Below are 24,875 nucleotides of genomic sequence, written 5' to 3'. Positions count from 1 at the left end.
TTTGTTAAAGTATATATTTAATGTGGTAATCTACTAAGCTTTCAATTGGTTTCTGCACAACATGTCCCACATTTAAATTAAGTTCTGCAGCTACAGAACGTAGTGTATTTTCATAATAATAAGCAATGGAACCGATAAAATTGATCTCGGCATCATGTGCTTCCTCATATGGGAGAACCTGATATTCGAAGAAGCTTTTCATTTCTTCAAAAACCATATCCCTGAAATAAGGATGATCTTTTCTTTCGATTACAAATTTGGTAAAATTTGCCAGGTATGCATTTGGTCTTGGCGTGTGATACATATTTTTCAATGCATCTTCTACGGTAAGCTGATAATCAGCTTCAAATTCTTCATGAAGGTCTGCAGGCAGTTTTTTCATGAAATACCTGCGCACCAACTGCTTTCCGATGGCACTGCCGCTTCCTTCATCGCCGATCAGGAATCCCAGCGAGGGCAATTCTATCTTTACATTTTTACCGTCGAAAAAGCAGGAATTTGATCCTGTGCCAAGAATGCACACGATGGCTGGCTTACCACTATATGCCGCATATGCTGCAGCCATCAGGTCTTCCTTAACAATAATCTCTGCTTTTCCAAAAACTTTTTTCAGCTCTTCTTCTATAGTTTCGCAGTTTTTTTTGACTCCGCATCCGGAACCATAAAAAAAGACTTTGGTAATTGAATTTTTAACTGATATCAGATTGCTATTTTTCTGTATCTCAGGAGCGATGAGCTCTCTGTTGATAAAATTCGGATTGAAACCGATGGTTTCTGTTTTCAGAAAAACTTTTTTAAAGTCATCAAGAATTACCCAATCCGTTTTAGTAGAACCACTATCTACAATAGCAACCATATTTTAGATTTTAATTTAAGGGTGCTAAATTATGAATTTATCTTCAATTAGCATTTAAAAACAATCTGGAAGCTGTCTAAAATCATTAATGTTTAATTTGTGTTTTTTTTTCGTTGAATTGTAAGAGCCAGTCTTCTATTTCATCTTCCAGATAGGAAGTCTGTAAGACCATTGCATTGATAAAATCATCAGGCACCGGTTCTCCGTTGGAGTTTTCAAGATTCCATAATTCGTCTGACATATTTTCATATTCGGAATACACTCTTTTGAAGCGGGAATTTTCTTTCTCAAGCGCCTCAATATTTTTTTGTTGAAGCTGGAATTTTCTGTATTTGTTTTGACGTTTCATACAAATATTATTAATAATTGGGTCATAAAATGTGGAGTATATGCTCTTAACCGCGCACTACAAGATAGAAAAAACCATCAACACAAGGAGTTGAAAACGAATTTATTATCAGGTTTTATTACATCATTCTGAATATTAAAATTAGACATATTTTTTATTAAAAAAAATATTTTAACAACTTTTTTCAGTGTTTAACATATAGTTATAAATTTGCATATTCATATTGTGAAGCTCTGCAGTAATTGCCATTTTAAAAAGTGTTATTCCGGCAGTGCTTCGGTAAGGCGTTTATCTGCTGAGATATAAATCATTTCAGCACACGTTACAATATGTACAAAAATTTTAGTTTTATACCACATGAAAGAAATACTCTTACGCCAGAAACAGGTTTTGTTCTTCATTATTGCAGGAGGGCTAAGTGCCATTGTGGAAATAGGCAGCTTTAAGATGTTCAGCACCTCTCTTCCGCATTTCTTTGCAAGGGAAACCAATTTCTATGGTGTACATTATCCCTTAAGTAATATTTTTTCTACCAGCTGCGGAATTATTACCAATTACTTTCTGAGTATCTGGTTTGTGTTTGAAAGGGGAAAGCATTCAAAGAAAAAGGAATTTGTGTATTTTATGGTGGTATCTTTCTTTTCAACATTGCTCAGCTTAGCATTTTTCCAGATATTCTACAGTTTCATTTTTAAGGATAATATCAATTTATTTTTTTATACCTTGAGCCCGGAAATGGTCAGCAAAATTGCAGCAATATTGCTGGTTTCCATTCTGAATTATTCGGTCAAAAAGAAAGTAATTTTTAACGGTTAAGCGGTGACGAAAATTTTAAATTATCTCTGGAGGTTCTGGCTGCTTCTGCTGGCATTTTTTCTGACAGTAAGTATCGGAATCCCGGTCTATATTTTATCCTTTAATAAAAAACATTATAAGTACGCCTATAAACTTATCAGGCTATGGTGTTTCGGAATATTCTACGGAATGGGCTTCAGATATGACCTTATCAGGCTTTCCAAACAGGAAAAAGACAAAAATATGCCCTATGTTTTTATCTCCAACCATACATCCATTATGGATATTATGCTGGCCTGCATTCTGTTTCCGGATCATCCGATATGTTTTGTAGGCAAGAAAGAGCTGGTAAAGATTCCTATTTTCGGAACTATATATAAAAGGATATGTGTAATGGTGGACAGAGCAAGCGCAAGAAGCCGTGCTGATGTATACCGCAGATGCGCTGAGAAGATGGAAGAAGGCAACAGTATTGCTATTTTTCCTGAAGGCGGCGTTCCTGATGACACTTCTATTATCCTGGATGACTTTAAGGATGGAGCTTTTATGCTGTCCTCAAAGCATCAATCCCCTATCGCTGTTTATACCTTTATCGGTCTCAAGGAGATGTTCCCGTTTGACAATTCAAAAGGCTATCCCGGAAGAGTAAAGGTTTATTTCAATGGAATTATTGAACCTACCGGCTCGCCTAAAGAACTAAAGGCAGAGGCTTATGAGGAAATAAAAAAAACTTTAATCAGCTATTCCGTTGAAAGTAAATAGTTATATTTGTTTGTGAAATCTATAATAAATATGTCAAATTATTCTAAACAAACCAATTGGGCCCAATTCATTCCGTTGGTTACTGTATTCTTCTTTTGGGGATTTGTAGCAGCCAGTAATGATATTCTGATCCCGGTTTTTCAAAAAGCCTTCAATCTATCTCAAACTGAAAGTATGCTGGTGCAGATATGCTTTTATGTAGCGTATACTGTAGGTTCCTTAATTTATATGATTGTATCAAAGAGCCTCAAACAGGATTTGATCAACAAAATCGGGTATAAAAACGGCCTTATTGTGGGGCTTCTTATTTCCGCATTGGGAACTTTATTGTTTTACCCGGCCGCCAATATGCATTCTTTCCCTTTAATGATCTCCGGGTTATTTATTGTAGGTTTAGGATTTTCTCTTCAGCAGATTGTAGCCAATCCTCTTGCTATTGAGGTAGGCCCTACGGAAACGGGATCTCAGAGATTAACAATGGCCGGGGGAATTAATAACCTTGGAACCACCATCGGACCGCTTATCGTTGCATTTGCCATTTTTGGTTCTGCAAGCGCCGCTAATACGGAAGCGAGCATAGAAAGTGTAAAAGTGCCTTATCTTATACTGGGAGCAGCCTTTGCTCTTGTAGCTTTAATGCTTAAATTTTCTTCACTTCCTGCTATAACTCCAACTAATGTTGAGGATACCGACGATAAAATGCCTGGTGAACACAGAAGTTCCGCATTCCAGTATCCTCAATTGGTCATGGGAATGATCGCGATCTTCGTGTATGTAGGAGTAGAAGTTTCTACAGCAAGTAACCTTCCTGCTTATATGGAGAAGAGCCTGGGATTTGAAACGAAGGAAGTAGCACCTTACATATCTTTATACTGGGCATCATTAATGATTGGCCGTTGGACAGGTGCTGTAGAAGCATTTGATGTGAATGCCGGATTCAAAAAGATCTTAAGATTCTTAGCTCCTTACCTTGCGTTCGGTGTATTTTTATTCGTAAACGCTATTGCCAACCATGATCTGTCTCCATTCTATGTATATGGATTCATTATTATTGCAATGATCATCTGTGATATCTTAAGTAAGGGAAACCCTGCAAGAATGCTTTTAATCTTTTCTTTAGCAGGAATTACGGCATTGCTTATCGGAATGTTTACTAATGGAATGGTATCTGTATATGCATTTACCAGTGTAGGTCTTTTCTGTTCTACTTTATGGCCATGTATATTTGCACTGGCAATCAACGGACTTGGAAAGCATACCAACCAGGGGTCCGGATATCTGATTATGATGATTATGGGTGGAGGTATTGTAAGCTTTATACAGGGATATATCGCAGATATTACGAATATTCATTTCAGTTATATCGTAGGGGTTATTTGTTTTGCTTATCTTGCATTCTATGCGATCCGTGTCAGTGGGATTCTAAGAGCCCAGGGCATTGATCTTGATAAAATATCTAAAGGCAGTGGTCATTAATATAACAAAAACAATATATAAGAAGAAAAGGTTTTGGGCAGGTGTATTACTTGCCCAATTTCTTTTGTTTTATGGTTTCTCAAAATCCAAAGCGATGGTAACTTTTTTTGAATGTTTTTTTGAACTTCAGAAAGAAGCTCATCAGATGCTGTTCAGCTGGATTCCGTTTTCTGTTGGAGATTCGATTTATATTATATCAGGTATCTTTCTTTTATACTATTTCATTACTCTATTCAGTAAGCAGCGAAGAAATCATTCTATAATTAAAATTCTGATCATCATCAATATCTTTTATTGTGTTTATCAGATTTTCTGGGGAATGCTGTATTTTCAGACTCCTATTATTCAAAAACTTTCAAGCCAGGAAGCACCCAATGTAAAAAAAGCAAAAAAGCTGGCTCTTATCTATCTTGAAAAATGTAAGCTCAGCCGCCAGTCTGCCCAAGAAAACAATCAAGGGGTTTTTATCATTACTGACCTTGCCTCTATACAAAAAGAAATTCTGAGCCAGCAGGCAAAATTACCTTCTTATATTTCGAACAAAAAAGCACCTCAGATACCGGACATCAAACCCAGTATATTCAGGAATATAATGAGCTTTACCGGCATTCTTGGATATTACAATCCCTTTACAGCAGAAGCTCAGTATAACTCCGGGCTCCCCTCTACTTTCATTCCTTTCACAACGGCTCATGAAAGTTCACACCAATTAGGCTTTGCAAGAGAACAAGAAGCTAATTTTGTGGGATATTTAACAGGAGTTCAATCCAGCAATCCGGAACTGAGATACAGTACTGAATTTTTCACTTTAAAAAGTCTTTTAAGATTCATTGCCGAGGAAGATCCTGAGTTTGTAAAGAATATTCTTCATCATTATTCTCCGGCTATGAAAAGAGACCGGGCATATGAAAAAAATTTCATCCTCAGTCATCAGGGATGGCTGGATGATTTCTTTGGATTTACCAATAATCTGTTTTTGAAAAGCAACCAGCAGGAAGGTTCTGTTACCTATTCTTATTTTATAGATCTTCTCTTAAACTACGAAAAATAGATAAAAAAAAGAATCGTATCAGGCGATACGATTCTAAAAACACAAATGATGAAAAAAAATTTATTACCTTGACTTGTTCCCTCATTCAAGGCGATGTAAAAGTACGACATATTTTATAAATACAAAAACAATTCTACTATTTTTTAAAACTTTATGAAAACTTTATGACTTTTTAAGTTTTTTTGAGTTCATTACAACCTGTAACAAATTATATAGAATAACGACATTTAATAAATAAAATGAGGTTTAAAAGGGATTTAAGCTGTAAAATCTTCACAAAACCCAACATTTATTTAAATAAAGAATATTGCGTTTCCACCTTTTTTTTCTTATTTTAAAAGTTGGAGTTATCCTCTAAATTTTATAAGAAATTTCTAAATTTCACCTCTGAAAAAGCAAGGAAAAACAAACCTATTTTTAAATCAATTCCTTCCATTGTCTCAAAATAAGAATTTACACTGTCATTATTAATTAATCGCTAGTAATTCTTCAGCATCAGCTGTGGTTGCAAACACAAGTCAGTTCCGGTTTCATTATTCATCTGTTTCAAAACATCAGAACGCCTGTTATCTTTAGAATAATGCAGGTAAATTTATTCCGAAAAAACATACAACTCATCTTTTGTAAACAGTACCGAGCTATAAGGTCCGTCCCCGATTCCAAATTTTATATAATAAAATACTGAAGATCAAATAAAATCTACCAGCATTCGTTTATATCTCACTAATAAAGGAGAATTTTTTTTGTATATTTAAAACATCTGTGTATTTTAGATAAAAATATTAATATGATTTTTGACAAACTAATTAACCATCTAAAACTCGATAAACAGGAATTTATTTTCCAGTTCAACTCACATCCCAATTATCCGTCTGCACTGGCATTTAGTGACACACTGAACTTTATGGGGGTAAAAAATGATGCTTATGAACTTGACAAAGAATATTGGGACGAACTTCCTGAAGAATTCATCGCTATTGTTGAGAATTCATTTTCGCTTGTCAAAAAATCCGGGAGCAATTATTCAGTATATTCAGAAAAAGCAAAAACATTCGGTAAAGAAGAACTATATAATAAATCTACAGACTTCGTGCTTCTGTTTGAAAAAACGGAAAATGCGGAAAGCAAGCTGGCATTCAATTTCAAACCGGTTTTGTATATCATTTTTGCTGCTGTTCTGGTTTATTCCCTGATAAGCCAATCTATTTATGAAGCTTTGTTCAATCTTCTTTCATTAGCAGGAGTTTATATCTCCCTGGAGATTTTTAATCAGAAATTCGGAAATACATCTACTGTCATCGGAAGTATATGCGGAGGCGGTGGCACTGCTGCAAACCAGACAGCCAACTCATGTGATAAAATTATAAAACAGGATAAGACCAGTATTTTAGGATTGAAATTTGCAGATTTTTCTCTGATCTATTTCACAGGACTTGCTGTATTGGGGCTGTTTTTACCGGCTACAGCGTACATAGTAAAAGGATTTACATTTGTTTCTGTACTTGCCATCGGATACTCTTTATACATCCAGGCATTTGTGGAAAAAACATTCTGCAGAGTATGTCTATTGATTATTTCAATCCTTGCAGGACAAATTATAATAAGCAGCTTGTTTTTCGAGAATCTGTCTTTCAGTGCAGGAATACTTTTACTGACTGTTATTCTATGGGCACTTGTATTTTCTGCTGTTATTTATTTCAACACGCTTCTTGAACAAAAAGAATCCCTTCAAAAGTCGAATGCGAAAAACCTCAGATTCAAAAGAAATTATGAGCTTTTCAAAAACCAGATGGAGCAGAATCCAAAAATTGAATTTCAGGATACAGAGACTTTTGCTGTTGGAAAAAAAGATGCTAAACTTCGTATTTCTATCGTCTCCAATCCATATTGCGGTTTCTGTAAAGATGCGCATAAACTGGTAGAAGGCCTTCTGGAGAAATACCCGGACAATATCTCCTTACAGATGAGATTCAATTACAGTCCTGACAGAGCCCCTGAAAAATATACACAGCTTATTTCAGACTTAACTCATATTTACCATAACAAATCTGAAAAAGAATTTTTACACGCAGTAGAAGAATGGTTTGAAACTAAAGATGAAAGCAAGATCAATGCTCTTTCCGGAGGAAATGTAACATCAGAAAATCTGAATCCGCTGGTTGAAATGTCTAAGGAAAACAGTAATGCAGGATTAAGCTTTACTCCTATCTTTATCCTCAATGGATATCAGTTTCCGGACAAATATGACCGTGAGGATATTTTGTTCTTTATTGATGAATTAATAGAGGATGATGAGATTTAATAAATAAATCTTATTGATTTAAAAATTTCACTATCTTAGGAAAAACAAAATAACCATCTGAAAAGATGAAAAGAGTAGAAAAACGGTGACAAATGGGACTATTTCCAGTTTACCATTTCATTGAATTATAATTGAATTAAAGTAAAAATGTCGCCATCCATTGGCGGCATTTTATAATGAGTAGTAGTTTTGAAAAAAAAGTTTCCTTTTTATAAGCAACCAGATACCAAAGACTGCGGACCTACATGCCTCAGGATCGTAAGTAAGTATTATGGTAAAAGTATATCCCTGCAGCAGATTCGTAACCTTTCCGAAACAACACGTGAGGGAAGCAGCCTTCTCGGGCTGAGCGATGCCGCAGAAAACCTCGGGTTCCGGTCAATGGGAGTCCAGATCGATTTCAATACCCTAACCGAAGAAGTTCCTTTCCCTTGTGTAGCGCATTGGAATAAAAATCATTTTGTTGTAGTATACAAAATTGACAAAAACAATAAAGTATATATTTCAGACCCCAGCTATGGCCTGATTACTTATACAAGAGAAGAATTCATCAGATTCTGGATCGGAGAAAACGCAAACGAAAATACAGAAGAGGGAATTGTCCTGATTCTTGAAACCACTCCTTCATTTTTCCAGACAGAATTTGATGCTGAAGAAAGTAAGGCCAGCTTTACTTTTCTTTCCAAATATCTCCTTAAGTATAAAACACTTGTTATACAGCTGGCCGTGGGGCTTTTAGGAGGAAGTTTACTTTCCCTGATATTTCCGTTTCTTACCCAAAGTATTGTAGATGTCGGGATCCAGAACCAGGATATTAACTTTATCTATGTGGTTTTACTTGCACAGATCATGCTGTTCTTGGGAAGAATGGGAATTGAGACCATCCGAAGCTGGATTCTTCTCCATCTTTCGGCAAGGATTAATATTTCGATCATCTCCGATTTCTTCATCAAACTGATGAAGCTTCCTATAAGTTTCTTTGATACAAGGATGACCGGAGATATCATGCAGAGAATTAATGACCACCACAGAATTGAGCAGCTTCTTACAAGCTCTTCATTGAATACATTATTTTCGCTGGTCAACCTTATCATTTTCAGTATTGTATTATTATTCTATGATTACAGGCTGTTCATTGTCTACCTTGTAGGAGCCGTATTATATATTGGCTGGATCAGTTTCTTCCTGAAAAAAAGAAAAGAACTTGATTATAAAAGATTCTCTCAGGTATCTCAGGAACAGAGTAAAGTGATTGAGCTTATTAACGGAATGCAGGAGATCAAAATGCATAACGCTGAGAAACAAAAACGATGGGACTGGGAATTTCTTCAGGTAAAACTGTTTAAAATCCGAATAAAATCTCTTTCATTAGAACAGTGGCAGTCGGTTGGAGGTAACTTTATCAATCAGATGAAAGATATTCTGGTGAGCTTCCTTTCTGCAAAGCTGGTACTAAGCGGAAATCTTACTTTGGGGATGATGCTTTCTGTACAATATATCATTGGGCAGTTAAACAGCCCGCTGCTACAGCTTATCGACTTTATCAAGCAGACTCAGGATGCTAAAATATCCCTTGAAAGACTGGGAGAAATCCACGATAAAGATGATGAAGAAGACAAAAATGAACAATACGCTATAGACATTCCGAAAAAAGACATCGAAATCAAAGATATGTCATTCCGGTATATTGGTTCCGATGTTCCGGTTTTTGAAAACTTAAACCTCACGATACCTTACCAGCAGACAACAGCTATTGTAGGCGCCAGCGGAAGCGGGAAAACAACTCTGTTGAAGCTGTTGATGAAGTTTTATGATCCTGACAAAGGTGAAATAAGAATCGGAAATACCAATATGAAAAATATTTCCCCCAGATACTGGAGAGATCATTGCGGAGTGGTAATGCAGGAAGGCTATGTATTCAATGATACAATTGCCAATAATATTGCTGTTGGTGAAGATTATATAGATAAACAAAAATTAAGACGTGCAGTAGAAATTGCCAATATTAAAGAATTTATAGAAGGTCTCCCATTAAGTTATAACACGAAAATCGGAAATGAAGGAGTTGGAGTCAGTGGAGGTCAGAAGCAGAGACTTTTCATTGCAAGAGCCGTTTATAAATCTCCGGAATATATTTTATTTGATGAAGCTACCTCTGCGCTGGATGCCAATAATGAGAAAGTGATTATGGAGAATCTTGAGCAGTTCTTTAAAGGCAAGACAGCTGTGGTTATTGCCCACAGGCTTTCCACCGTAAGACATGCTGATAAAATTATTGTACTTGATCAGGGAAGAGTGGTAGAAGAAGGAAGCCATGCTGAATTGGTAGACCTAAGGGGAGAATATTACAGACTGGTAAGAAACCAGCTCGAATTAGGAAGTTAACCCATATCAATATCACAATATAGCGGAATCTGAAAAGCTTACAGAGTAGGAAATGTATAAACTAATATTATCATGAAAAATCTAAAAAAACTTTCGAGAAAAAATTTGACATTTGTCAGCGGAGGCGTAATTATTCCGGACAATGACTGCTGTGGATCCTGGTGCCTTGGCAGCTGGGTATCATGCCGCATAAAGCATTTTGAATGCCCACCGGATGCAGACACTTCGCCACCATCTTGGTATGACGGGAACTGCCCAATTATTTAAATTATATTCCCCATGAAATATTGGGAAATTTTTACCTCAGAACAATGAAAGAAGACGTTTTAGACAATATTGAACTCCGCTCAGAAAGCGTACAGGATATTCTTACCCAGCCGCCACATTGGATGATCCGCTGGGGAAATACCGTTATATTTGTTATCCTCCTGTTTATTCTCTTGATGAGCTACATTATTAAATATCCGGAATTTGTACCGGCTCCCATTATTGTAACTTCCCAGAATCCTCCGGAGAAAATAGAAGCAAGGACCAGTTCCAAAATTGAAAAAATATTCATCAAAGACCATCAGGAAGTTAAAAAGAATGATGTTCTGATGGTGATGCAGTCAGCTGCCAACTATAAGGACATTTTAGAACTGAAAAAACTGATAGATTCCATTACACCCGATAAATTGTATGCCTTCCCTATTGCGCAGGCTTCAAGATTTAAACTGGGTGAATTACAGGGTGAATACAACAGTTTCGCAAAAGCATTTCAGGATGAAGCTCTTTTTACAAGGCTCCAGCCGTATGCACCAGAAAGCCTGGCCGCCAATCAGAGTATTTCTGAATATAAAGTAAGGATTGCAACTTTAAAGCAGCAGAAAAATATCGAGTCTATAAAATATGACCTGACCAAGAAAAATTTCAACAGATCTCAGGAACTGTTCAATCAGGGTGTTATTTCAGCGATGGAACTTGAAAACGAAAAGATCAAGTATCTTCAGGCCCAGCAAAATCTTGAGAATATCAAAATCTCAATATCGCAAATGGATGAAGGTATTTCCAATCTGAATAAGACCAAAAGCGGAACTGCCATTAATACAGAAAAAGACAGAATTACATACTCTTCACAAACCTTACAGCTTCTTGAACAGCTGCGGAAATCTCTAAAACAGTGGGAACTGAATTATCTTGTTATATCATCTACCGACGGTGTTGCCAGCTTTCAGCAGTTTTTTGGCGAGAATCAGTTTGTAAAGGTAGGTGAACCTATCCTTTCCATTCTTCCTAGAAACAAAGAACAATTAGTGGGCAGAATGTCTGTTCCTACTACAAACTCAGGAAAAATAGTTCCAGGTGAAAAAGTACTGATTAAACTGGATAATTACCGGTTCCAGGAATATGGTATCATCGAAGGGAAAGTACAGAATATATCTCTGATTCCTGACGATAAAGGAAATTACTATGTAGACGTGATTTTACCAAAAGGATTAAAAACAAGCTACAATAAGACACTTACTTTTGATAAAGAACTTAGAGGCAGTGCAGAAATTGTAACACAGGATCTGCGACTGATTGAAAGATTCTTTTATCAGATCAGAAAGCTCCTTGGATATCAGGTTTGATGAACATACAAAAAAACTGAAGGCCGTTTTACAGATTGTAAGACGGCTTTTTTTATGAAGTACAACAAAAAATAATAATGTAAACCAATCTCAAAAGCAAATACTTAAGAAATCTGATATGTTGAAAAAAATAAAATTATTCCCTTAATTTTTCATCGGGATATCGAAATCTGTGAAAAGAAAAATCTTTTGAAGGGATTAAAAGATAAAGCAACCATCTTTTTAAAATTAAAAACCGCAATCATTGATGTAATGATTGCGGTTTATTGTAGCGAAGACGGGAATTGAACCCGTGACCTCAGGGTTATGAATCCTGCGCTCTAACCAACTGAGCTACCTCGCCGTTTTGGTGGTGCAAATATAGAAAATATTTCTTTACCTCCAAAATTATTTTAACTTAAAATATTCTAAAACATCGCCAACATGATCTGGTTTATTGATTATCTTATTGTTAGCATCTAAAATAAAATACGTCGGAGTTGCATGAATATTATACGTATCTGTGTAGCTACTGTTCCATCCTCTCAATTCTGAGTCATTCACCCAAGGAAATGCAGCAATCTTTTTGGCATAAGAATTCTTATCTACATCTAAGGATAAACCTACGATCTGAATATTTTTTGACTTAAGATCGTTATATTTTTCCAGAAGTTTCGGAAGTTCTGTTTCACAGTGTGAACATGTGGATGACCAGAATACTACAACCTTTTTATCGGCCTTAATATCATGTAATGATTTCGCCGTGGTATTAACAGGTGACTGGAACTTATAATTAGGAAAAACAGCCCCCATTTCAATGTTCGCATTCGATTTCAATGTAGAAGCAAGCCTATCAGTAATGGTACACTTAAGGTTTTTGGCAAGAGACAGATATTTGCTCTTGTATTCATCCATCTGATAGACATCAAAAATATCAATCAATTCTGACAAAACCGTCTGCCCTCTTGGTGTCTCTACCTTTAAACGGTCTAGCAGCTTATCAACAGAAGCCGTAACATTTGTATTCCCTCCTGAATTCAGATAAGCAACCAAGACAGGTCTCAATAATGACGAACTTTCAAGCATATCTCCTGATTTGTCCAGAAAGTTGATTATTTCCTCCTGATCTACCTTTTTGGTTGAATCGGGTGAGCTGGAAATAAACTTGCTATAATTCGTATTATAATAAGCAATAAAAGGGTGTTGTGCTGCATCAATAGAGCCTGAAGCACCAGAAAGCCTGTCAATCTCTGTTTTCAAAGCCTTTCCAAAGTCTGTATTGTCTTTATAATATTCTTTAATCTGTGCTAATGCCGGCAAAATTAGCTCCTTCTTTTGTGAGCCTTCCTGTTGTTTGCTCATCAGGTTATTGGCTTCATCCAGATAAATAACATCCTTAACTTTGTTATTCTGAATATCCAGTTTAAAGTTGACATTCTTATTTTCAGAAATAAAACTTACCGTATTATTGGAACCCGGGAAGTATACTTTCATCATTCCCATATAGTTATTGGGATATTTAAAAGTCCATATACTATTCTTACTTTGTTCTTTGGTAACAATAATATCTTTTGATCCGTTTAGTGTATATAGAATGGCATCCTGATCTTTAAAATCTGCCGGAGCCTGAATGGTAACTGTAAATTGAGCCTGCAGGGCAAATGCAGCCAAAACCGCAGATATCGTATAAATCTTTTTCATAGAGTAAAAATAAAAAAACTCCCTGACTAATCAGAGAGTTTAATATTATTTTAATAAAATTTTATGCTTTTACAGTTTTGTACTTTTTTGTAAAGTAAACAATAAAACCTATTGCTACAATACCGAGTACATATACATACATATCAATTGGTGAAGCTGGTGATCCGGTACCATTTCCTCCACCTCCGCCTCCTCCCGGGATTGGTGGAGCGGCATTTGCTAAAGATATAGCAAATAGAAAAAATGTCAGGACTAGTTTATTAATAGTTTTCATGTGATTTATTTTAAGATTTTAGTGTTAACAGTTTCTCCCTTATCAGAAACGATTTTTACAACATATGAATTCTTAACTGAGCCATCAAGCTCGATTACAAAATCTCTGGATGTTTCAACCGCTTTTTTAGAGATTACCAGTTTACCGCTCATATCATAAACTTGAATGTCCGCTTTTTTCCATTTTGGATCAAATCTAACAATGTAATTGGTAACGGATGGATCGTAAACAACAAGTGTTCTGGAAACACTAGGAGCTGTTTTATCTACAGCCAGAGTAATATTACTTGGCTCACCATAATACAAGTTAGCTTCTTCATTGGTTACAGGTACAACATCTCCTTGTTTAGCCTGTATTAAATTTCCATTTTCTGCTTTATAATAGAAACCAATTCCTGAAGATAACTGGTGTATACCAGCAGGAATAAGTTCCGAATTTTCTCTGATCTCGAACTTATAAGATTTAACCTGATCAAGCTTATAGTTAACTAACTTAACATTTTTACCCTGGAAGTTATTCTCATTCGCTTCGTTAATATATAACCAATAGTTCGTATAATTATTATCATATCCACCATTTAATGATTCTTCGTAAGTACCAATGATTCTAGTACCGGCTGAAGCCTGAACAGTTGTAGCTGCAGAAACCTGGTGTCCTGTTGTAGATGATGGAGAAACCACGTAATACGTTCTGGAAATCTCATTACCATTAGCATCAAGACCGATTACTCCAAGCTGTTTCACTGTATTAGCTGTATTCTTACCAGCCATTCTAGCTGCATTTACACCGTTAGGAGTACTTGCTGCTCTTGCTGTTGATTTGAATCTTCTCAGGGTATTAAAATCTAAAGTCTGAGCTGTATTGTCTCTTAACTTTATTTTAAATGATTGCATAGGCTTGATAACTGCTAAATCTACATCTCCAACTGCCGGAGCAACTCCGTCACCTGTAGGTAAGAATGTAATTATCTTATTTCCTGTAGCGTAAGTAGAACCTCCGGGAAGTGTAACAATTGTACCTGGGTCATACTCAACACCCCAGATATTTTTCACAGCATTTCCGTCTGATCCGGTAACACTTTCAGTATACCCAATATTAGATAAATCTAAATTAGTAAAGAAGGGGTTTCCGAACTGATACCAGTTCTGACCATATGTCGCTGTCCAAGGATTTAGAGTAAATTCAAATACATCCTGAAGATACGTGTTATACTTCTCATTGTAAGCATTCACTGCGTTACCGCCTGCACCGAATACGACATTAGAAGGTCCCAAATTAGATTTTCCTGCATTCTGCAATGAAGCTGTCCCAGCGAACGGGGCATATGGTTTCCCGTTAATATTGAATACAGTTCCGGTTGCAGGTGTACTTGGATTCCAGTCGTTGTTGGTAACCTTCAGCATATAATATCCTGAACCATCAGAGGTTGTAGTTGATAAATTTGCAAAATGATTGGAAACAGCATTCGCATTATCCCATTTCAGAATCGGGTTACTATATCTGCCCGTATTGAAAGTCTTACCGACTTCCGCAGATAATGAACTTAAAACTTTACCATAGAAAGGTAAAGCAACTTGCTGGAAATAATTTCCACTACCATTACTTGTTGTTCGGTATTCTTTCGTTACAATACCTGTAATGTTGGACTGGGATAGTCCGTCGATGTACAGCTGTCCGTACGTGGAAGTAGCAAAAGAAGCAGGGGTATTAAGTCTTAGGATAATATTTCCGCCATCGGTTTTATCAGAACCGGCTGCATCTATTGTCTTAAAACCATCTGTAGCAGATCCTACAACCATGATATTTCCATGCACGTCCAAAAGGCCATTACCTTTTGTTTGTACACCTCCACCACTATAAACTAGGGTGCCTTCGCTCACATACATATTAGCATTAGTGTCAACATGACATAGTATCTGCGCCTGAACAGAGTAACTAATTGCTAAAAGACCTATAGCAAATAAACTTTTTCTCATTGTATAAAATATTTGTGTGTTAATACAATCTTCACCCGCAAAGGTATTATTATTTTTCTTAAAAAAAAAATTTTTTATCTATTAATCAAAACATTATCTTCTGTCAGGATGATCTCTTTGTCCTCTCCTATTGAAAACATATAGTCTTCTAGAACTTTTTCGGTGGTACCTCTCAATCCTCTTGCGCCTAATCCTTTTTCAATAGTTTCCTCTACGATTTTTTCAATTGCTCCGTCTGTAATTACCAAATCTGTGCCATCCATTTTGAAAAGCTCCACAAATTGATTGATGATGGAGTTTTTTGGTTCCTTCATGATTCTTACCAAAGTCTCTTTTGTGAGTTTATCGAGGTAAGTGATGATTGGAAATCTTCCTAAAAGTTCCGGAATTAATCCGAAAGTACGAAGGTCAATGGCATTAATATTTGTTAATATATATTCGTCTTCATCTGTTTTATTGATTTTTTCAGAGCTGAAGCCGATTGCCTGCTTATTCATTCTTCTCTCAATAATTTCTTTGATCCCGTCAAAAGCTCCTCCTGCAATAAACAGGATGTTTTGGGTATTCACCTGGATATATTTCTGATCCGGATGTTTTCTTCCTCCCTGCGGCGGAACATTCACGATACTTCCTTCCAGCAGTTTCAGTAATCCCTGCTGTACACCTTCTCCCGAAACATCTCTTGTAATGCTTGGGTTGTCTGATTTTCTGGCAATCTTATCAATCTCGTCAATGAAAACAATTCCTTTTTCAGCTTTTTCCACATCATAATCCGCTACCATCAGAAGTCTTGAAAGGATGCTTTCAACATCTTCTCCTACATATCCTGCTTCTGTTAAAATAGTAGCATCCACAATACAGAAAGGAACATTAAGTTCTCTGGCAATTGTTTTTGCCAAAAGAGTTTTACCGGTTCCCGTCTCTCCGATCATGATAATATTTGATTTTTCAAGCTCCACTTCCCTGTTTTCATCCTGAGCGTGAAGCAATCTCTTATAATGATTATATACAGCAATTGAAAGCTGTTTTTTTGCCTGATCCTGCCCGATTACGTACTGATCAAGGAATTCCTTGATTTCTTTCGGCTTTTTAAGCTCTTCCATGCTGTCTGCAGGCGAGTATCCGGTTTTTGATGCACTGTCTTTTACAATAGTATGTGCCTGCTCTATACAATTTTCACAAATAAAACCATTCTGCCCAGAAATCAGCATTTGTACTTCATTTCTTTTTCTGCCGCAGAAAGAACATTGGTTTGAGTTCATATGATATAATATATGTATATGTTAAAGAAAATCGTAAAAAATTACTTTTTTACGATTTTCTGGTTATTAAGAATTAATAATTGAGTTTTGAATCTCTGTATATTCTTCGTTCGTTAATTTTAATCTTTCGTTTCTGAAATTCATATCTTCCATCTTGTTTAAAGGAATCAGATGGATATGTGCATGAGGAACTTCAAGTCCTACCACCGCTACTCCCACTCTTACACATGGAATTGCAGTTTTGATCTTCCTGGCTACCTCCTGGGCAAATCCCCAAAGGTTTTTGTATTCTTCACTTTCAAGATCAAAAATCAAATCCACTTCTTTTTTAGGAACTACCAGAGTATGCCCTTTCACCAAAGGCATTGCGTCTAAGAATGCGATAAAATCTTCATTTTCTGCAATCTTATAAGAGGGAATTTCGCCATTGATGATTTTTGTGAATATAGTGCTCATTTTATCAGAAGTTTGGGTTAGATATTAGAAGTTTAGAAATAGAAAGGTATCAGACTATAAAGAAATATCCAATACTTCAAAAGACAGTTTGTTTCCGTTTGGTAAAGTAATCTCGGCAGTTTCGCCAATAGCTTTTCCTAACAGACCTTTTGCGATAGGTGTGTTTACAGAAATCTTTCCTGCTTTCAGGTCGCTTTCGTTATCCGGTACCAATGTAAATACCTGCTCCTGCTTGGTAGCATTATTTTTAAGTTTCACTGTTGTTAAGATAGAAACTTTTGAAGTATCTAATTGGCTTTCGTCTATAATTTTAGAAGTAGAGATTACGTCTTTCAGCTTGGAAATTCTCATTTCAAGCATTCCCTGAGCCTCTTTAGCCGCATCGTACTCTGCATTTTCCGATAAATCTCCTTTATCTCTTGCCTCTGCAATCTGTTGAGTAATTTTTGGTCTCTCCACAGTTTCCAACTGTTCAAGCTCAGCTTTCATTTTCTCCAGGCCCTCCTTAGTTACATAGCTTGCCATAATTTTCAAAATTTAGTTTTAGTATAAAAAAATAATCCGACATTTGCCGGACAATGTTTTCGTGTTGTAATCGTTTAATTTTTACAAATATATAAAAATTTAAATTGAAATGAAAAAAACTTTTTCAATCTTATCTATTTTCAGCTTATTGATTTTCAGTAATTTAACCATAAACTCATGCGGAAGCAGAGAAGATACCGTGAACTGCTTCCCCAATGTTCCTATCAATGTATCACTTAATCTAAACCTGCCGGCTTACTATGCTTTGAACAATATCAACGGCTGGATTTATGTCAACGAGCAGCAGTCCGGAACAAGAGGGTTGATTGTTGTACGGACAGCAAACGGATTTAAAGTATATGACAGAAATGCTCCACACATATGTCCTGACAGCAATACGACTCTTGAGGTAAAAGACAACATTGCCATTATATGTCCTCAGGATAACACAAGATGGATTTTAAGTACGGGCCAGCCGGAATCAGGAGCTAAAACATCACTGCCTCCCAAGACTTATCCTTACAATTATGATGCACCCAGCAAAACTTTAACTATTTATTATTAGAATATAGAATGAAGATCGTTATACAAAGAGTATCTGAAGCCAGTGTAAAAGTAGACGGAAAAACTGCCGGCGAAATCGGTAAAGGATTAATGCTGCTGGTAGGCGTGGATGAAAATGATGAGAAAACGGATGCAGACTGGCTTGTTCAGAAGGTTTTAAACCTGAGAATCTTTGGAGATGAAGATGATAAGCTCAATCTTTCTGTGAAGGATATATCCGGAGACATTCTTTGCATCAGTCAATTTACTCTGATTGCCGATTATAAAAAAGGCAACCGCCCATCTTTCATAAAAGCGGCAAGACCTGATAAAGCAGTTCCTCTTTTTGATTATTTCAAAGAAGAAATCGCTAAATCCGGATTAAAGACGGAAAGCGGAATCTTCGGGGCAGATATGAAAGTATCTCTGATCAATGACGGGCCTGTTACTATTGTTATGGATTCTATGACCAAAAGCTGAACCGGATATGAATAATAAAAATATTGTCATTGCTTATCTGGCGTTGACTTTCATTTTTCTGTTTGGAGTTATATTAAGTTTTAATCATTACAGTTTTGCAGGATATTATACAGACAAAATAATTAACTGGCTGTGGCTGGCCATGACCGGTTTTATCATTATCCGGTTTTGGAAGAAAAAAGTGATCAAAATATACTTTGGTGTTTTAATATCCGGAATTGTTCTGAGCATTTTACCTATGATGATTCCCTTTTTTGGTATTCTCCTTTATTTTTCTACAGTTGGATGTGACCAGCAGATTTCGCTTGATGATACTTACAGAATGGAAAGAGGCCGTCCCGGGGCACTGTACAATCCTATGATTATGATTTACAAAAAAGAAGGACTTTTCGAAAAGCAAACCTCCAGGATTCTTTATACCGATATCACAAAAAACGTTTTACCTCCTTCTCTCCAAAAAATTACAGATGAAAAAAAACTCCCCATTCAGGATGCAAAGGTGGTGAATGTCAATCAGGACAGCATCGGTATTGAATATCGGATTATGGATAAAAAGAAAGTTATTTATCATAAGAATAAACTGAACTGGTTTGATGATTTTAAAGATTAAACCCATAGACCTCAACGATACCATTCAGCAACTCTGGGTGGTATTTTTTTTAATTGCCCTTAATGATCTGCATCTTTTTTATAAAACCTCAATGAAATCTTCAACATAAAAGCTAAAAAAAAATTTAAACAATAAATTCACAAAAATGTGATTTGTTTTCATTTTATTATTATTTTTGATGTCAATAAAAACTGATTCACACCCATTTAACAAAATAATATGAAAGCAAAAACCAACCTTTTCGCATTGTTTGCGTTCTGTTCTTCCCTGTCTTTTGGACAGGACACCCAGCACAAGATGGCCCATGATGAAAATTCAATTATTTATGTATGCTTTTCAAAAGGTATCAATTCAGAAAAAACGGCTTTCAGCAGAAATGCTGAACTGGAAAGGTTTTCAAGAGAAAATCATATTTCGTTTAAGTATGATCTCGATTTTACAGACCGCAAACTTGATGAAATGTCCAGAAGCAGTAAAGCAATCGGCAACTCCAGTGAATCTGTGGAAAAGCTGAGAAGAATTTATAAGGCTGATCTTCCTATGCAAAACAAGGAAACCGCAGAAAAGATCATCCATACGCTTGAAAGATTTCCAGAAATAGAATATGTATCTGTTATGAGTGCATCTCCTATTGAACCTCCTTTAGTAAATGCTTTCGTGGCCACTCCTGATTTAGAAAGTCTTCAGACTTATCTTAATGATAACCCGGGAATCAATGCCAAATACGCATGGTCCAGAGGAATCACAGGACAGAATATCCGTGTAAGGGATGTTGAATATGGCTTTTACAAAACTCATGAGATGCTGTCTAACCAAAACTCTATACAGCTTGAACCCGGATATTCCCCGAATGCAGGTCTGTCCAATAATAATTATCGTGACCACGGGACTGCAGTAGTGAGTATTTTAGGTTCTGTAAAAGATAATACCGGACTTACAGGTGCGGTTTACAGCACTTCTGAAATAAAAGGATATATGGAATGGACGACGGTAGGATATAACAGAGCGTCTGCAGTGAGCAGATCTATCAATGCATCTCAGTCCGGCGATATTATTTTATATGAAATGCAGACTGGCGGAAAAGACGGCCAGTATTGTCCTGCTGAGTATGATAAAGTAATCTGGGATCTTACCAAAGCGGCTACTGATTCGGGGATTATTGTCATTGCCGCTGCTGGTAATGGAAACCAGAACCTGGATGATCCGTTTTATGCAACATATCTGGCCAGAGGAAACAGCGGTGCCATTATTGTAGGGGCAGGATCTCCCAATACAACCCACTCGAAATTAAGTTTCAGTACTTACGGAAACAGAGTGGATGTTCAGGGCTGGGGAAGCAGTGTGCTGGCTGCAGGGTATGGATCGTATGCGAAATATGACAATGATAATAACAGAACGTATAATTATTTCAGCGGTACCAGTTCTGCAACACCTGTAGTGGCTTCTGCCGCTATATTAATTCAGTCTTTCTATCGTCAGACAACAGGTCAGAATCTGACACCAGCTGCAATGAAAAACCTTTTAATTTCTACCGGAATTCCCCAGGGAGGAACTGTTACCGGCCAGAAGATCGGGCCTTTTCCCAATGTGAAGAATGCCATTCTTCAGCTGGAAAGTAATGTTGTTGCACCAATCAAAACATTATCTCCGCTGGAGGTTAAAATTTATCCTAATCCATCCAGTAGTTCTATTGCTATTCAAAGTGCGGAAGATCAAAAACTGGATGTAGAAATTATTAATCTTCAGGGGCGTACCGTGATCAAAAATTCGGTTTTACCTAATGATAAAATTGATATTTCACAACTTCCGACAGGGCAATACATCATCAATATTAATGAAGGCCAGAGAAGAGTTGTTGAGAAACTGACAAAGCTATAATTCAAAAAGATTTTTAATTACATCATTTTACTTCACATCAAACCCTCTTTCAGAATACTGAAGGAGGGTTTTTATTATCAATTTTTATCCGTTTTATTGTGCAGGAACGCTGTTGAAATTAAGCGCTACTTTTATATTCATATCTGAAGATGTCTGATTCTTCAGTTCATAAACTGTTCTTACAGTCAATCCTGAACTTTTTACAATTTCATCAAGAAATCCTGTATCATTCAGATCCAGATTCAGACTGGATGAATTGGTGGCGATATTGGAACGTGATGCAACCAATCTTTCTCCTGTTCCGTTAGATGAAACGTATATCTTAAAGGTTTTGAATGCACTCAGATTTCCTCCTGAAGGGGATGCTACAGAGATTTTTGCATCTGATATTCTTACGTCTTTAATTTTTGCATTGTTATTTCCTCCAAACCATGTCTGTACATTGGTAGCTGTTGCAGTGGAAGAAACTTCTTTATCTGCAGGAACTCCTGTAGACACTAAAACATTTGCTGTGTATGGAAATGTATTCTGAACCAGCGACTGTACGGTTCCGCAACTTACGAGTACAGCTGAAGCGGCCATTGCTGTTAGAACTATATTTTTCATAATTTTTATATTTTAAATTTCAGAGTATAGTTTGCAGAAATTGTACCAAATTGATTTGGCCTTACTCCACAGTTACCGTAAAACTTCCTTTGGTATTTCCGGAAGCCATATTACTTTTCCCGATGATAAGCCATACCTCACCTTTTCCTGGAGTGTCATAGGTGATTTCTCTTCCGAAAGGGCCGTCATAGTCTCCGTTGGGAACTTTGATCTGATTGAAACGGATATTGAAATCTTTTTCTTTTGTAGAAATTTTTGCTTTGATATCCGGACGGTCGTAATGGGTCAGTTTTAAGACCAATTCCTGCCCTTCTTTTGTAAATTCTTCTCCAATAGTGAAAGGAAGCTGGTTTGCGTCTGCTGTTCTAATGATCTGGCCTTCTTTTTCATTTCTCATTACGCCTTTACGCAGCACCTCTTTAGTAGCCGGAGCATTATTAATGATCGAATCCCGTTTTCTCAATGCTGCAGAATCGGCTTTCACAGCAGAATCCGGCATTTCTGTTACTACTGTAGAGTCCTTATTCTGAACGGCGTCCACAGCAGGTTCTTTTTTACAGGCAACAATAATTAAAGGGATTAACAATAAGCTTTTTTTCATAATAATTAATTTTAAGAATGGATCTGCATTCGTTCTGTTGAGCTCAATTAAATGCTAAAATTGTTCCAATCCGTTTAATGATTTATTTTCCTGAGTCAATTCTTTCTTTTCATTTGTATAACATAAAAGAGAATACCATTTATGATATAAGTTAAGTTTTATGATCTGTTTATTTTATTGTCTGATAATAAATAATCTTTGAAAGGAATGTCTTCGACATTTCGTTTTTCACCTTAGCCTGCAATGTTCTTTTAAGTTTCTGATCATTTTTTTCATCGGCATATTTCAGGAGTGCTTTTTCACTGAAGTTGATGGAAGTTAAATGATAATTGACTGCAAAATCTTTCCGTTTCATATTCTGAGAAGTAATAAAACCACCCCAATTGAAGTAACTGCACATGAGAACAGTTCCATAAAAATACCAGATCATGGTATTGACAAGAAATATATTTTTTTTCTGTTTCTGAATTTTTATAAACGTCAAAGCCAGGCCAATTAATGATAAAAGAAGGAATGCAAAAACTCCTAATCTTTTATAAGTAAATGCATAATTTACGATATACTCATAATTTTTAAGGGCGGCGGAAACTACAAGAATGGCATTGAGGAAAATCCAGATTTTGGCTAGAATTTTCAACAAACCTGCTTTTGGATCAAAATTAAATCCGGATTTAAAGTAAAACATGATCACCAGAATAGCCATTATAATAGACATAATTACCGCATTCACTCTTTCATGGGTTTCTTCGGAAAGCTGGACAGGTGTTTTTACGGCTTCATAAAACTGTCCATAATTGTAAGTGATAATGAAAAAGACCAGTAAAATATTGAGCAAAACAAAGGAGATGACTCCACTCATTCTTTCGGCATCAAGATCAAGGAAGGAATAGGTAGCCTTTGGAATCCGGGAGTCTTTCCGGAATTCGTTGTCCAGAACATGATTGTTTTTGTAGATCAGTTTCTCCACGGCATAGTTCCAGTAATTAAAGGCAATAAAGAATCCTAACACGGAGAGACAGAATACCTGCCAAAGATTAAGATCCAATTCATAATCAGTAAAAAGGGCTGCAAAATGGTCACTTCCTGCGGAGTAAATTCCAAAGAAAACGGAAACCAGTACCAGCGGAATTAAAATAAAGCCAGTGTTTTCTGCCATAATCCGGGAACATTCTTTTTGGGCAGCCATTCATCAAAATTGAAAAAACGACAGAAGGATGTACAGCAGTTTATGACAAAAACGGGAATCAAAAAGAGAATCTTCAACCTCCTGTTCTTTGATTTATATCCCAGCAAAAGCAGTGAACCTGCAACGGCAATAAAGGATGGAAAATCTCCAAACCAGGCAAATGCAATACAGGACAGTATACTTGTCACAAAAAGAGTATAAAATGTTCTGGTCTTATTTTTTTCCGGTGTTCTAAACAGGGTTAGCACAGCATAGATGGCTCCCAGAATTCCAAGATTCAGCCCTACTTCCTGATCGTAAAAGACCATGACAAATAAAAAAGCTGTAAGAAATATATAGTGATGTGTTTTCATGATGTTAATGATTTATTATTTAAAGATTTAAAAATTTGAAAGGATTGAAAGATTTGAGAGATTTGAGAGAAATTCAAAGTATAACGTGAGATAGATTAAAGTAATAGGGATGTTGAGTAACAGAAGAAGTACAGCATTTCCGTTTCTTTTCTTTTCGGAAACATCACTCAGATATTCCATAAGTTCATATAAAGTGATCAATAAATTTACAACTGCAGCAATCACCACATAATAAAACCCGAATATGATCAGAAACCTGCCTTTGTGATCCAAAACAAAAGGAGTAAGGATGTGCCCAATAAAAATGAGATTAAAAATGTTTTTTCTCCCAACGGACTGAATTTTATTTTTCCCACTATCATTAGTTTTTAATAAAGAACTGTTGTTTCTTTCTGTTGAATAAAATCTTTCACGTGCTCATAATTCTGCCATAACAGCTCTTCAAAATCCCAATGATGGAAGGCTCTCATATTCTGGCCTTTTTTATAGGCTTTGATATAAACTTTCACATACTCAGGCAGAATAACTGTTCCTAATACGATTGCAGCCAGCAGGTGTGCATTGAGTTTTCCATTTCCGAGAAGCAGATACTGCATGGCAATTTCATCTTCGAAGTTTGTTCCACAGCCGGTAATCAGATGGTGTACGTCATGGTTTTCCATTTTTGGAATCATTGAAAAACCATGTTTCCTGTAAAACTCTCCAAGTTTTCGTCCCAGGGAATCTTCCTGAAATTCCAATAGCTGCTTTTCATTGAACTGCCATTGCCTTTTTTTCTTTTTGAAATATTTTCTGTATAATTTCTGAGTCTTATCATACACAAAAAGCAGAAACTGAACCCGTATTTTTTTCATAATAA

At 36.3% G+C, this 24,875-nt stretch carries 24 protein-coding genes and 1 tRNA gene; 11 read left to right on the top strand and 14 right to left on the bottom strand.

All coding sequences use genetic code 11. The annotated features are described in order from the left end of the window. Positions 1 to 4 precede the first annotated feature (4 nt). Together ACP3T3_RS17835 and ACP3T3_RS17830 are read right to left on the bottom strand one after the other, a co-directional pair. On the bottom strand, positions 5 to 856 hold the full coding sequence (locus ACP3T3_RS17835) for a BadF/BadG/BcrA/BcrD ATPase family protein (protein WP_426477116.1): 852 nt from the start codon (positions 854 to 856) through the stop codon (positions 5 to 7). Positions 857 to 941: 85 nt separating this feature from the next. Beyond that, complete coding sequence (locus ACP3T3_RS17830; RefSeq protein ID WP_047429245.1) at positions 942 to 1,205, bottom strand: hypothetical protein; 264 nt, start codon at positions 1,203 to 1,205, stop codon at positions 942 to 944. Between the two features lie 357 nt (positions 1,206 to 1,562). Here ACP3T3_RS17830 and ACP3T3_RS17825 point away from each other — a divergent pair, with 357 nt between their 5' ends. The 7 genes from ACP3T3_RS17825 to ACP3T3_RS17795 all read left to right on the top strand — a co-directional run bounded on the left by ACP3T3_RS17825 (position 1,563) and on the right by ACP3T3_RS17795 (position 11,586). After that, complete coding sequence (locus tag ACP3T3_RS17825) at positions 1,563 to 2,021, top strand: GtrA family protein (protein WP_426477115.1); 459 nt, start codon at positions 1,563 to 1,565, stop codon at positions 2,019 to 2,021. Positions 2,022 to 2,024: 3 nt separating this feature from the next. Next, complete coding sequence (locus tag ACP3T3_RS17820) at positions 2,025 to 2,762, top strand: lysophospholipid acyltransferase family protein (RefSeq protein ID WP_426477114.1); 738 nt, start codon at positions 2,025 to 2,027, stop codon at positions 2,760 to 2,762. A gap of 30 nt (positions 2,763 to 2,792) precedes the next feature. Further along, positions 2,793 to 4,238 (top strand): MFS transporter, encoded by a 1,446-nt coding sequence (locus tag ACP3T3_RS17815; RefSeq protein ID WP_426477113.1) that lies wholly within the window; start codon positions 2,793 to 2,795, stop codon positions 4,236 to 4,238. A gap of 94 nt (positions 4,239 to 4,332) precedes the next feature. Next, a complete protein-coding gene (locus tag ACP3T3_RS17810) occupies positions 4,333 to 5,289 on the top strand; it encodes a DUF3810 domain-containing protein (protein WP_426477112.1) in 957 nt (318 codons plus the stop codon). Positions 5,290 to 6,076: 787 nt separating this feature from the next. Continuing rightward, entirely contained in the window at positions 6,077 to 7,591 is a 1,515-nt protein-coding gene (locus ACP3T3_RS17805; protein ID WP_426477111.1) for a vitamin K epoxide reductase family protein, read from the top strand. A gap of 189 nt (positions 7,592 to 7,780) precedes the next feature. Continuing rightward, complete coding sequence (locus ACP3T3_RS17800) at positions 7,781 to 9,976, top strand: peptidase domain-containing ABC transporter (RefSeq protein WP_426477110.1); 2,196 nt, start codon at positions 7,781 to 7,783, stop codon at positions 9,974 to 9,976. Between the two features lie 311 nt (positions 9,977 to 10,287). Next, complete coding sequence (locus ACP3T3_RS17795; protein ID WP_426477109.1) at positions 10,288 to 11,586, top strand: HlyD family secretion protein; 1,299 nt, start codon at positions 10,288 to 10,290, stop codon at positions 11,584 to 11,586. Positions 11,587 to 11,855: 269 nt separating this feature from the next. On the opposite strand, the gene ACP3T3_RS17790 is transcribed toward ACP3T3_RS17795, so the two are convergent. The 7 genes from ACP3T3_RS17790 to greA form a co-directional block, all read right to left on the bottom strand. Beyond that, positions 11,856 to 11,929, bottom strand: a tRNA-Met gene (locus ACP3T3_RS17790). 44 nt (positions 11,930 to 11,973) lie between these two features. Next, positions 11,974 to 13,266 carry a TlpA family protein disulfide reductase gene (locus ACP3T3_RS17785; protein WP_426477108.1) on the bottom strand — a complete coding sequence of 431 codons (1,293 nt, stop codon included), beginning with the start codon at positions 13,264 to 13,266 and terminating at the stop codon, positions 11,974 to 11,976. Between the two features lie 61 nt (positions 13,267 to 13,327). Further along, a complete protein-coding gene (locus tag ACP3T3_RS17780; protein WP_426477107.1) occupies positions 13,328 to 13,540 on the bottom strand; it encodes a signal peptidase in 213 nt (70 codons plus the stop codon). Positions 13,541 to 13,545: 5 nt separating this feature from the next. Continuing rightward, entirely contained in the window at positions 13,546 to 15,516 is a 1,971-nt protein-coding gene (locus ACP3T3_RS17775) for a T9SS type A sorting domain-containing protein (RefSeq protein ID WP_426477106.1), read from the bottom strand. A gap of 74 nt (positions 15,517 to 15,590) precedes the next feature. After that, positions 15,591 to 16,778, bottom strand: coding sequence for an ATP-dependent Clp protease ATP-binding subunit ClpX (gene clpX / locus ACP3T3_RS17770; protein ID WP_426477105.1), 1,188 nt, complete (start codon positions 16,776 to 16,778; stop codon positions 15,591 to 15,593). Between the two features lie 66 nt (positions 16,779 to 16,844). Further along, positions 16,845 to 17,234 carry an HIT family protein gene (locus ACP3T3_RS17765; protein WP_426477104.1) on the bottom strand — a complete coding sequence of 130 codons (390 nt, stop codon included), beginning with the start codon at positions 17,232 to 17,234 and terminating at the stop codon, positions 16,845 to 16,847. A 54-nt stretch (positions 17,235 to 17,288) separates the two neighbouring features. After that, positions 17,289 to 17,759 carry a transcription elongation factor GreA gene (gene greA / locus ACP3T3_RS17760; protein ID WP_426477103.1) on the bottom strand — a complete coding sequence of 157 codons (471 nt, stop codon included), beginning with the start codon at positions 17,757 to 17,759 and terminating at the stop codon, positions 17,289 to 17,291. 109 nt (positions 17,760 to 17,868) lie between these two features. Here greA and ACP3T3_RS17755 point away from each other — a divergent pair, with 109 nt between their 5' ends. The 4 genes from ACP3T3_RS17755 (at position 17,869) to ACP3T3_RS17740 (ending at position 21,270) form a co-directional block, all read left to right on the top strand. Next, positions 17,869 to 18,324 carry a hypothetical protein gene (locus ACP3T3_RS17755; protein ID WP_426477102.1) on the top strand — a complete coding sequence of 152 codons (456 nt, stop codon included), beginning with the start codon at positions 17,869 to 17,871 and terminating at the stop codon, positions 18,322 to 18,324. Positions 18,325 to 18,332: 8 nt separating this feature from the next. Continuing rightward, positions 18,333 to 18,782, top strand: coding sequence for a D-aminoacyl-tRNA deacylase (gene dtd, locus ACP3T3_RS17750; RefSeq protein ID WP_426477101.1), 450 nt, complete (start codon positions 18,333 to 18,335; stop codon positions 18,780 to 18,782). 7 nt (positions 18,783 to 18,789) lie between these two features. Beyond that, positions 18,790 to 19,392, top strand: a complete 603-nt coding sequence (locus ACP3T3_RS17745) for a hypothetical protein (RefSeq protein WP_426477100.1) — start codon at positions 18,790 to 18,792, stop codon at positions 19,390 to 19,392. A gap of 219 nt (positions 19,393 to 19,611) precedes the next feature. Continuing rightward, the gene (locus tag ACP3T3_RS17740; RefSeq protein WP_426477099.1) at positions 19,612 to 21,270 is read left to right on the top strand and encodes a S8 family peptidase; all 1,659 of its coding nucleotides are present in this window, start codon (positions 19,612 to 19,614) and stop codon (positions 21,268 to 21,270) included. A 93-nt stretch (positions 21,271 to 21,363) separates the two neighbouring features. Here ACP3T3_RS17740 and ACP3T3_RS17735 read toward each other — a convergent pair whose 3' ends face one another. From ACP3T3_RS17735 to ACP3T3_RS17715, 5 genes are all read right to left on the bottom strand, one after another. Next, complete coding sequence (locus ACP3T3_RS17735) at positions 21,364 to 21,876, bottom strand: hypothetical protein (protein WP_426477098.1); 513 nt, start codon at positions 21,874 to 21,876, stop codon at positions 21,364 to 21,366. A gap of 61 nt (positions 21,877 to 21,937) precedes the next feature. Continuing rightward, positions 21,938 to 22,477, bottom strand: a complete 540-nt coding sequence (locus ACP3T3_RS17730) for a hypothetical protein (RefSeq protein WP_426477097.1) — start codon at positions 22,475 to 22,477, stop codon at positions 21,938 to 21,940. A 169-nt stretch (positions 22,478 to 22,646) separates the two neighbouring features. Continuing rightward, complete coding sequence (locus ACP3T3_RS17725; protein WP_426477096.1) at positions 22,647 to 23,633, bottom strand: DUF4153 domain-containing protein; 987 nt, start codon at positions 23,631 to 23,633, stop codon at positions 22,647 to 22,649. Beyond that, on the bottom strand, positions 23,606 to 24,016 hold the full coding sequence (locus tag ACP3T3_RS17720; RefSeq protein ID WP_426477095.1) for a hypothetical protein: 411 nt from the start codon (positions 24,014 to 24,016) through the stop codon (positions 23,606 to 23,608). The genes ACP3T3_RS17725 and ACP3T3_RS17720 overlap by 28 nt, the downstream gene beginning before the upstream one ends. 368 nt (positions 24,017 to 24,384) lie before the next feature. Next, positions 24,385 to 24,870, bottom strand: a complete 486-nt coding sequence (locus ACP3T3_RS17715; protein ID WP_426477094.1) for a Coq4 family protein — start codon at positions 24,868 to 24,870, stop codon at positions 24,385 to 24,387. Positions 24,871 to 24,875 lie beyond the last annotated feature (5 nt).

The sequence above is a fragment of the Chryseobacterium sp. CBSDS_008 genome, assembly GCF_049959325.1.
Lineage (GTDB): Bacteria > Bacteroidota > Bacteroidia > Flavobacteriales > Weeksellaceae > Chryseobacterium.
This window is presented reverse-complemented; position numbering and strand designations above follow the sequence as displayed.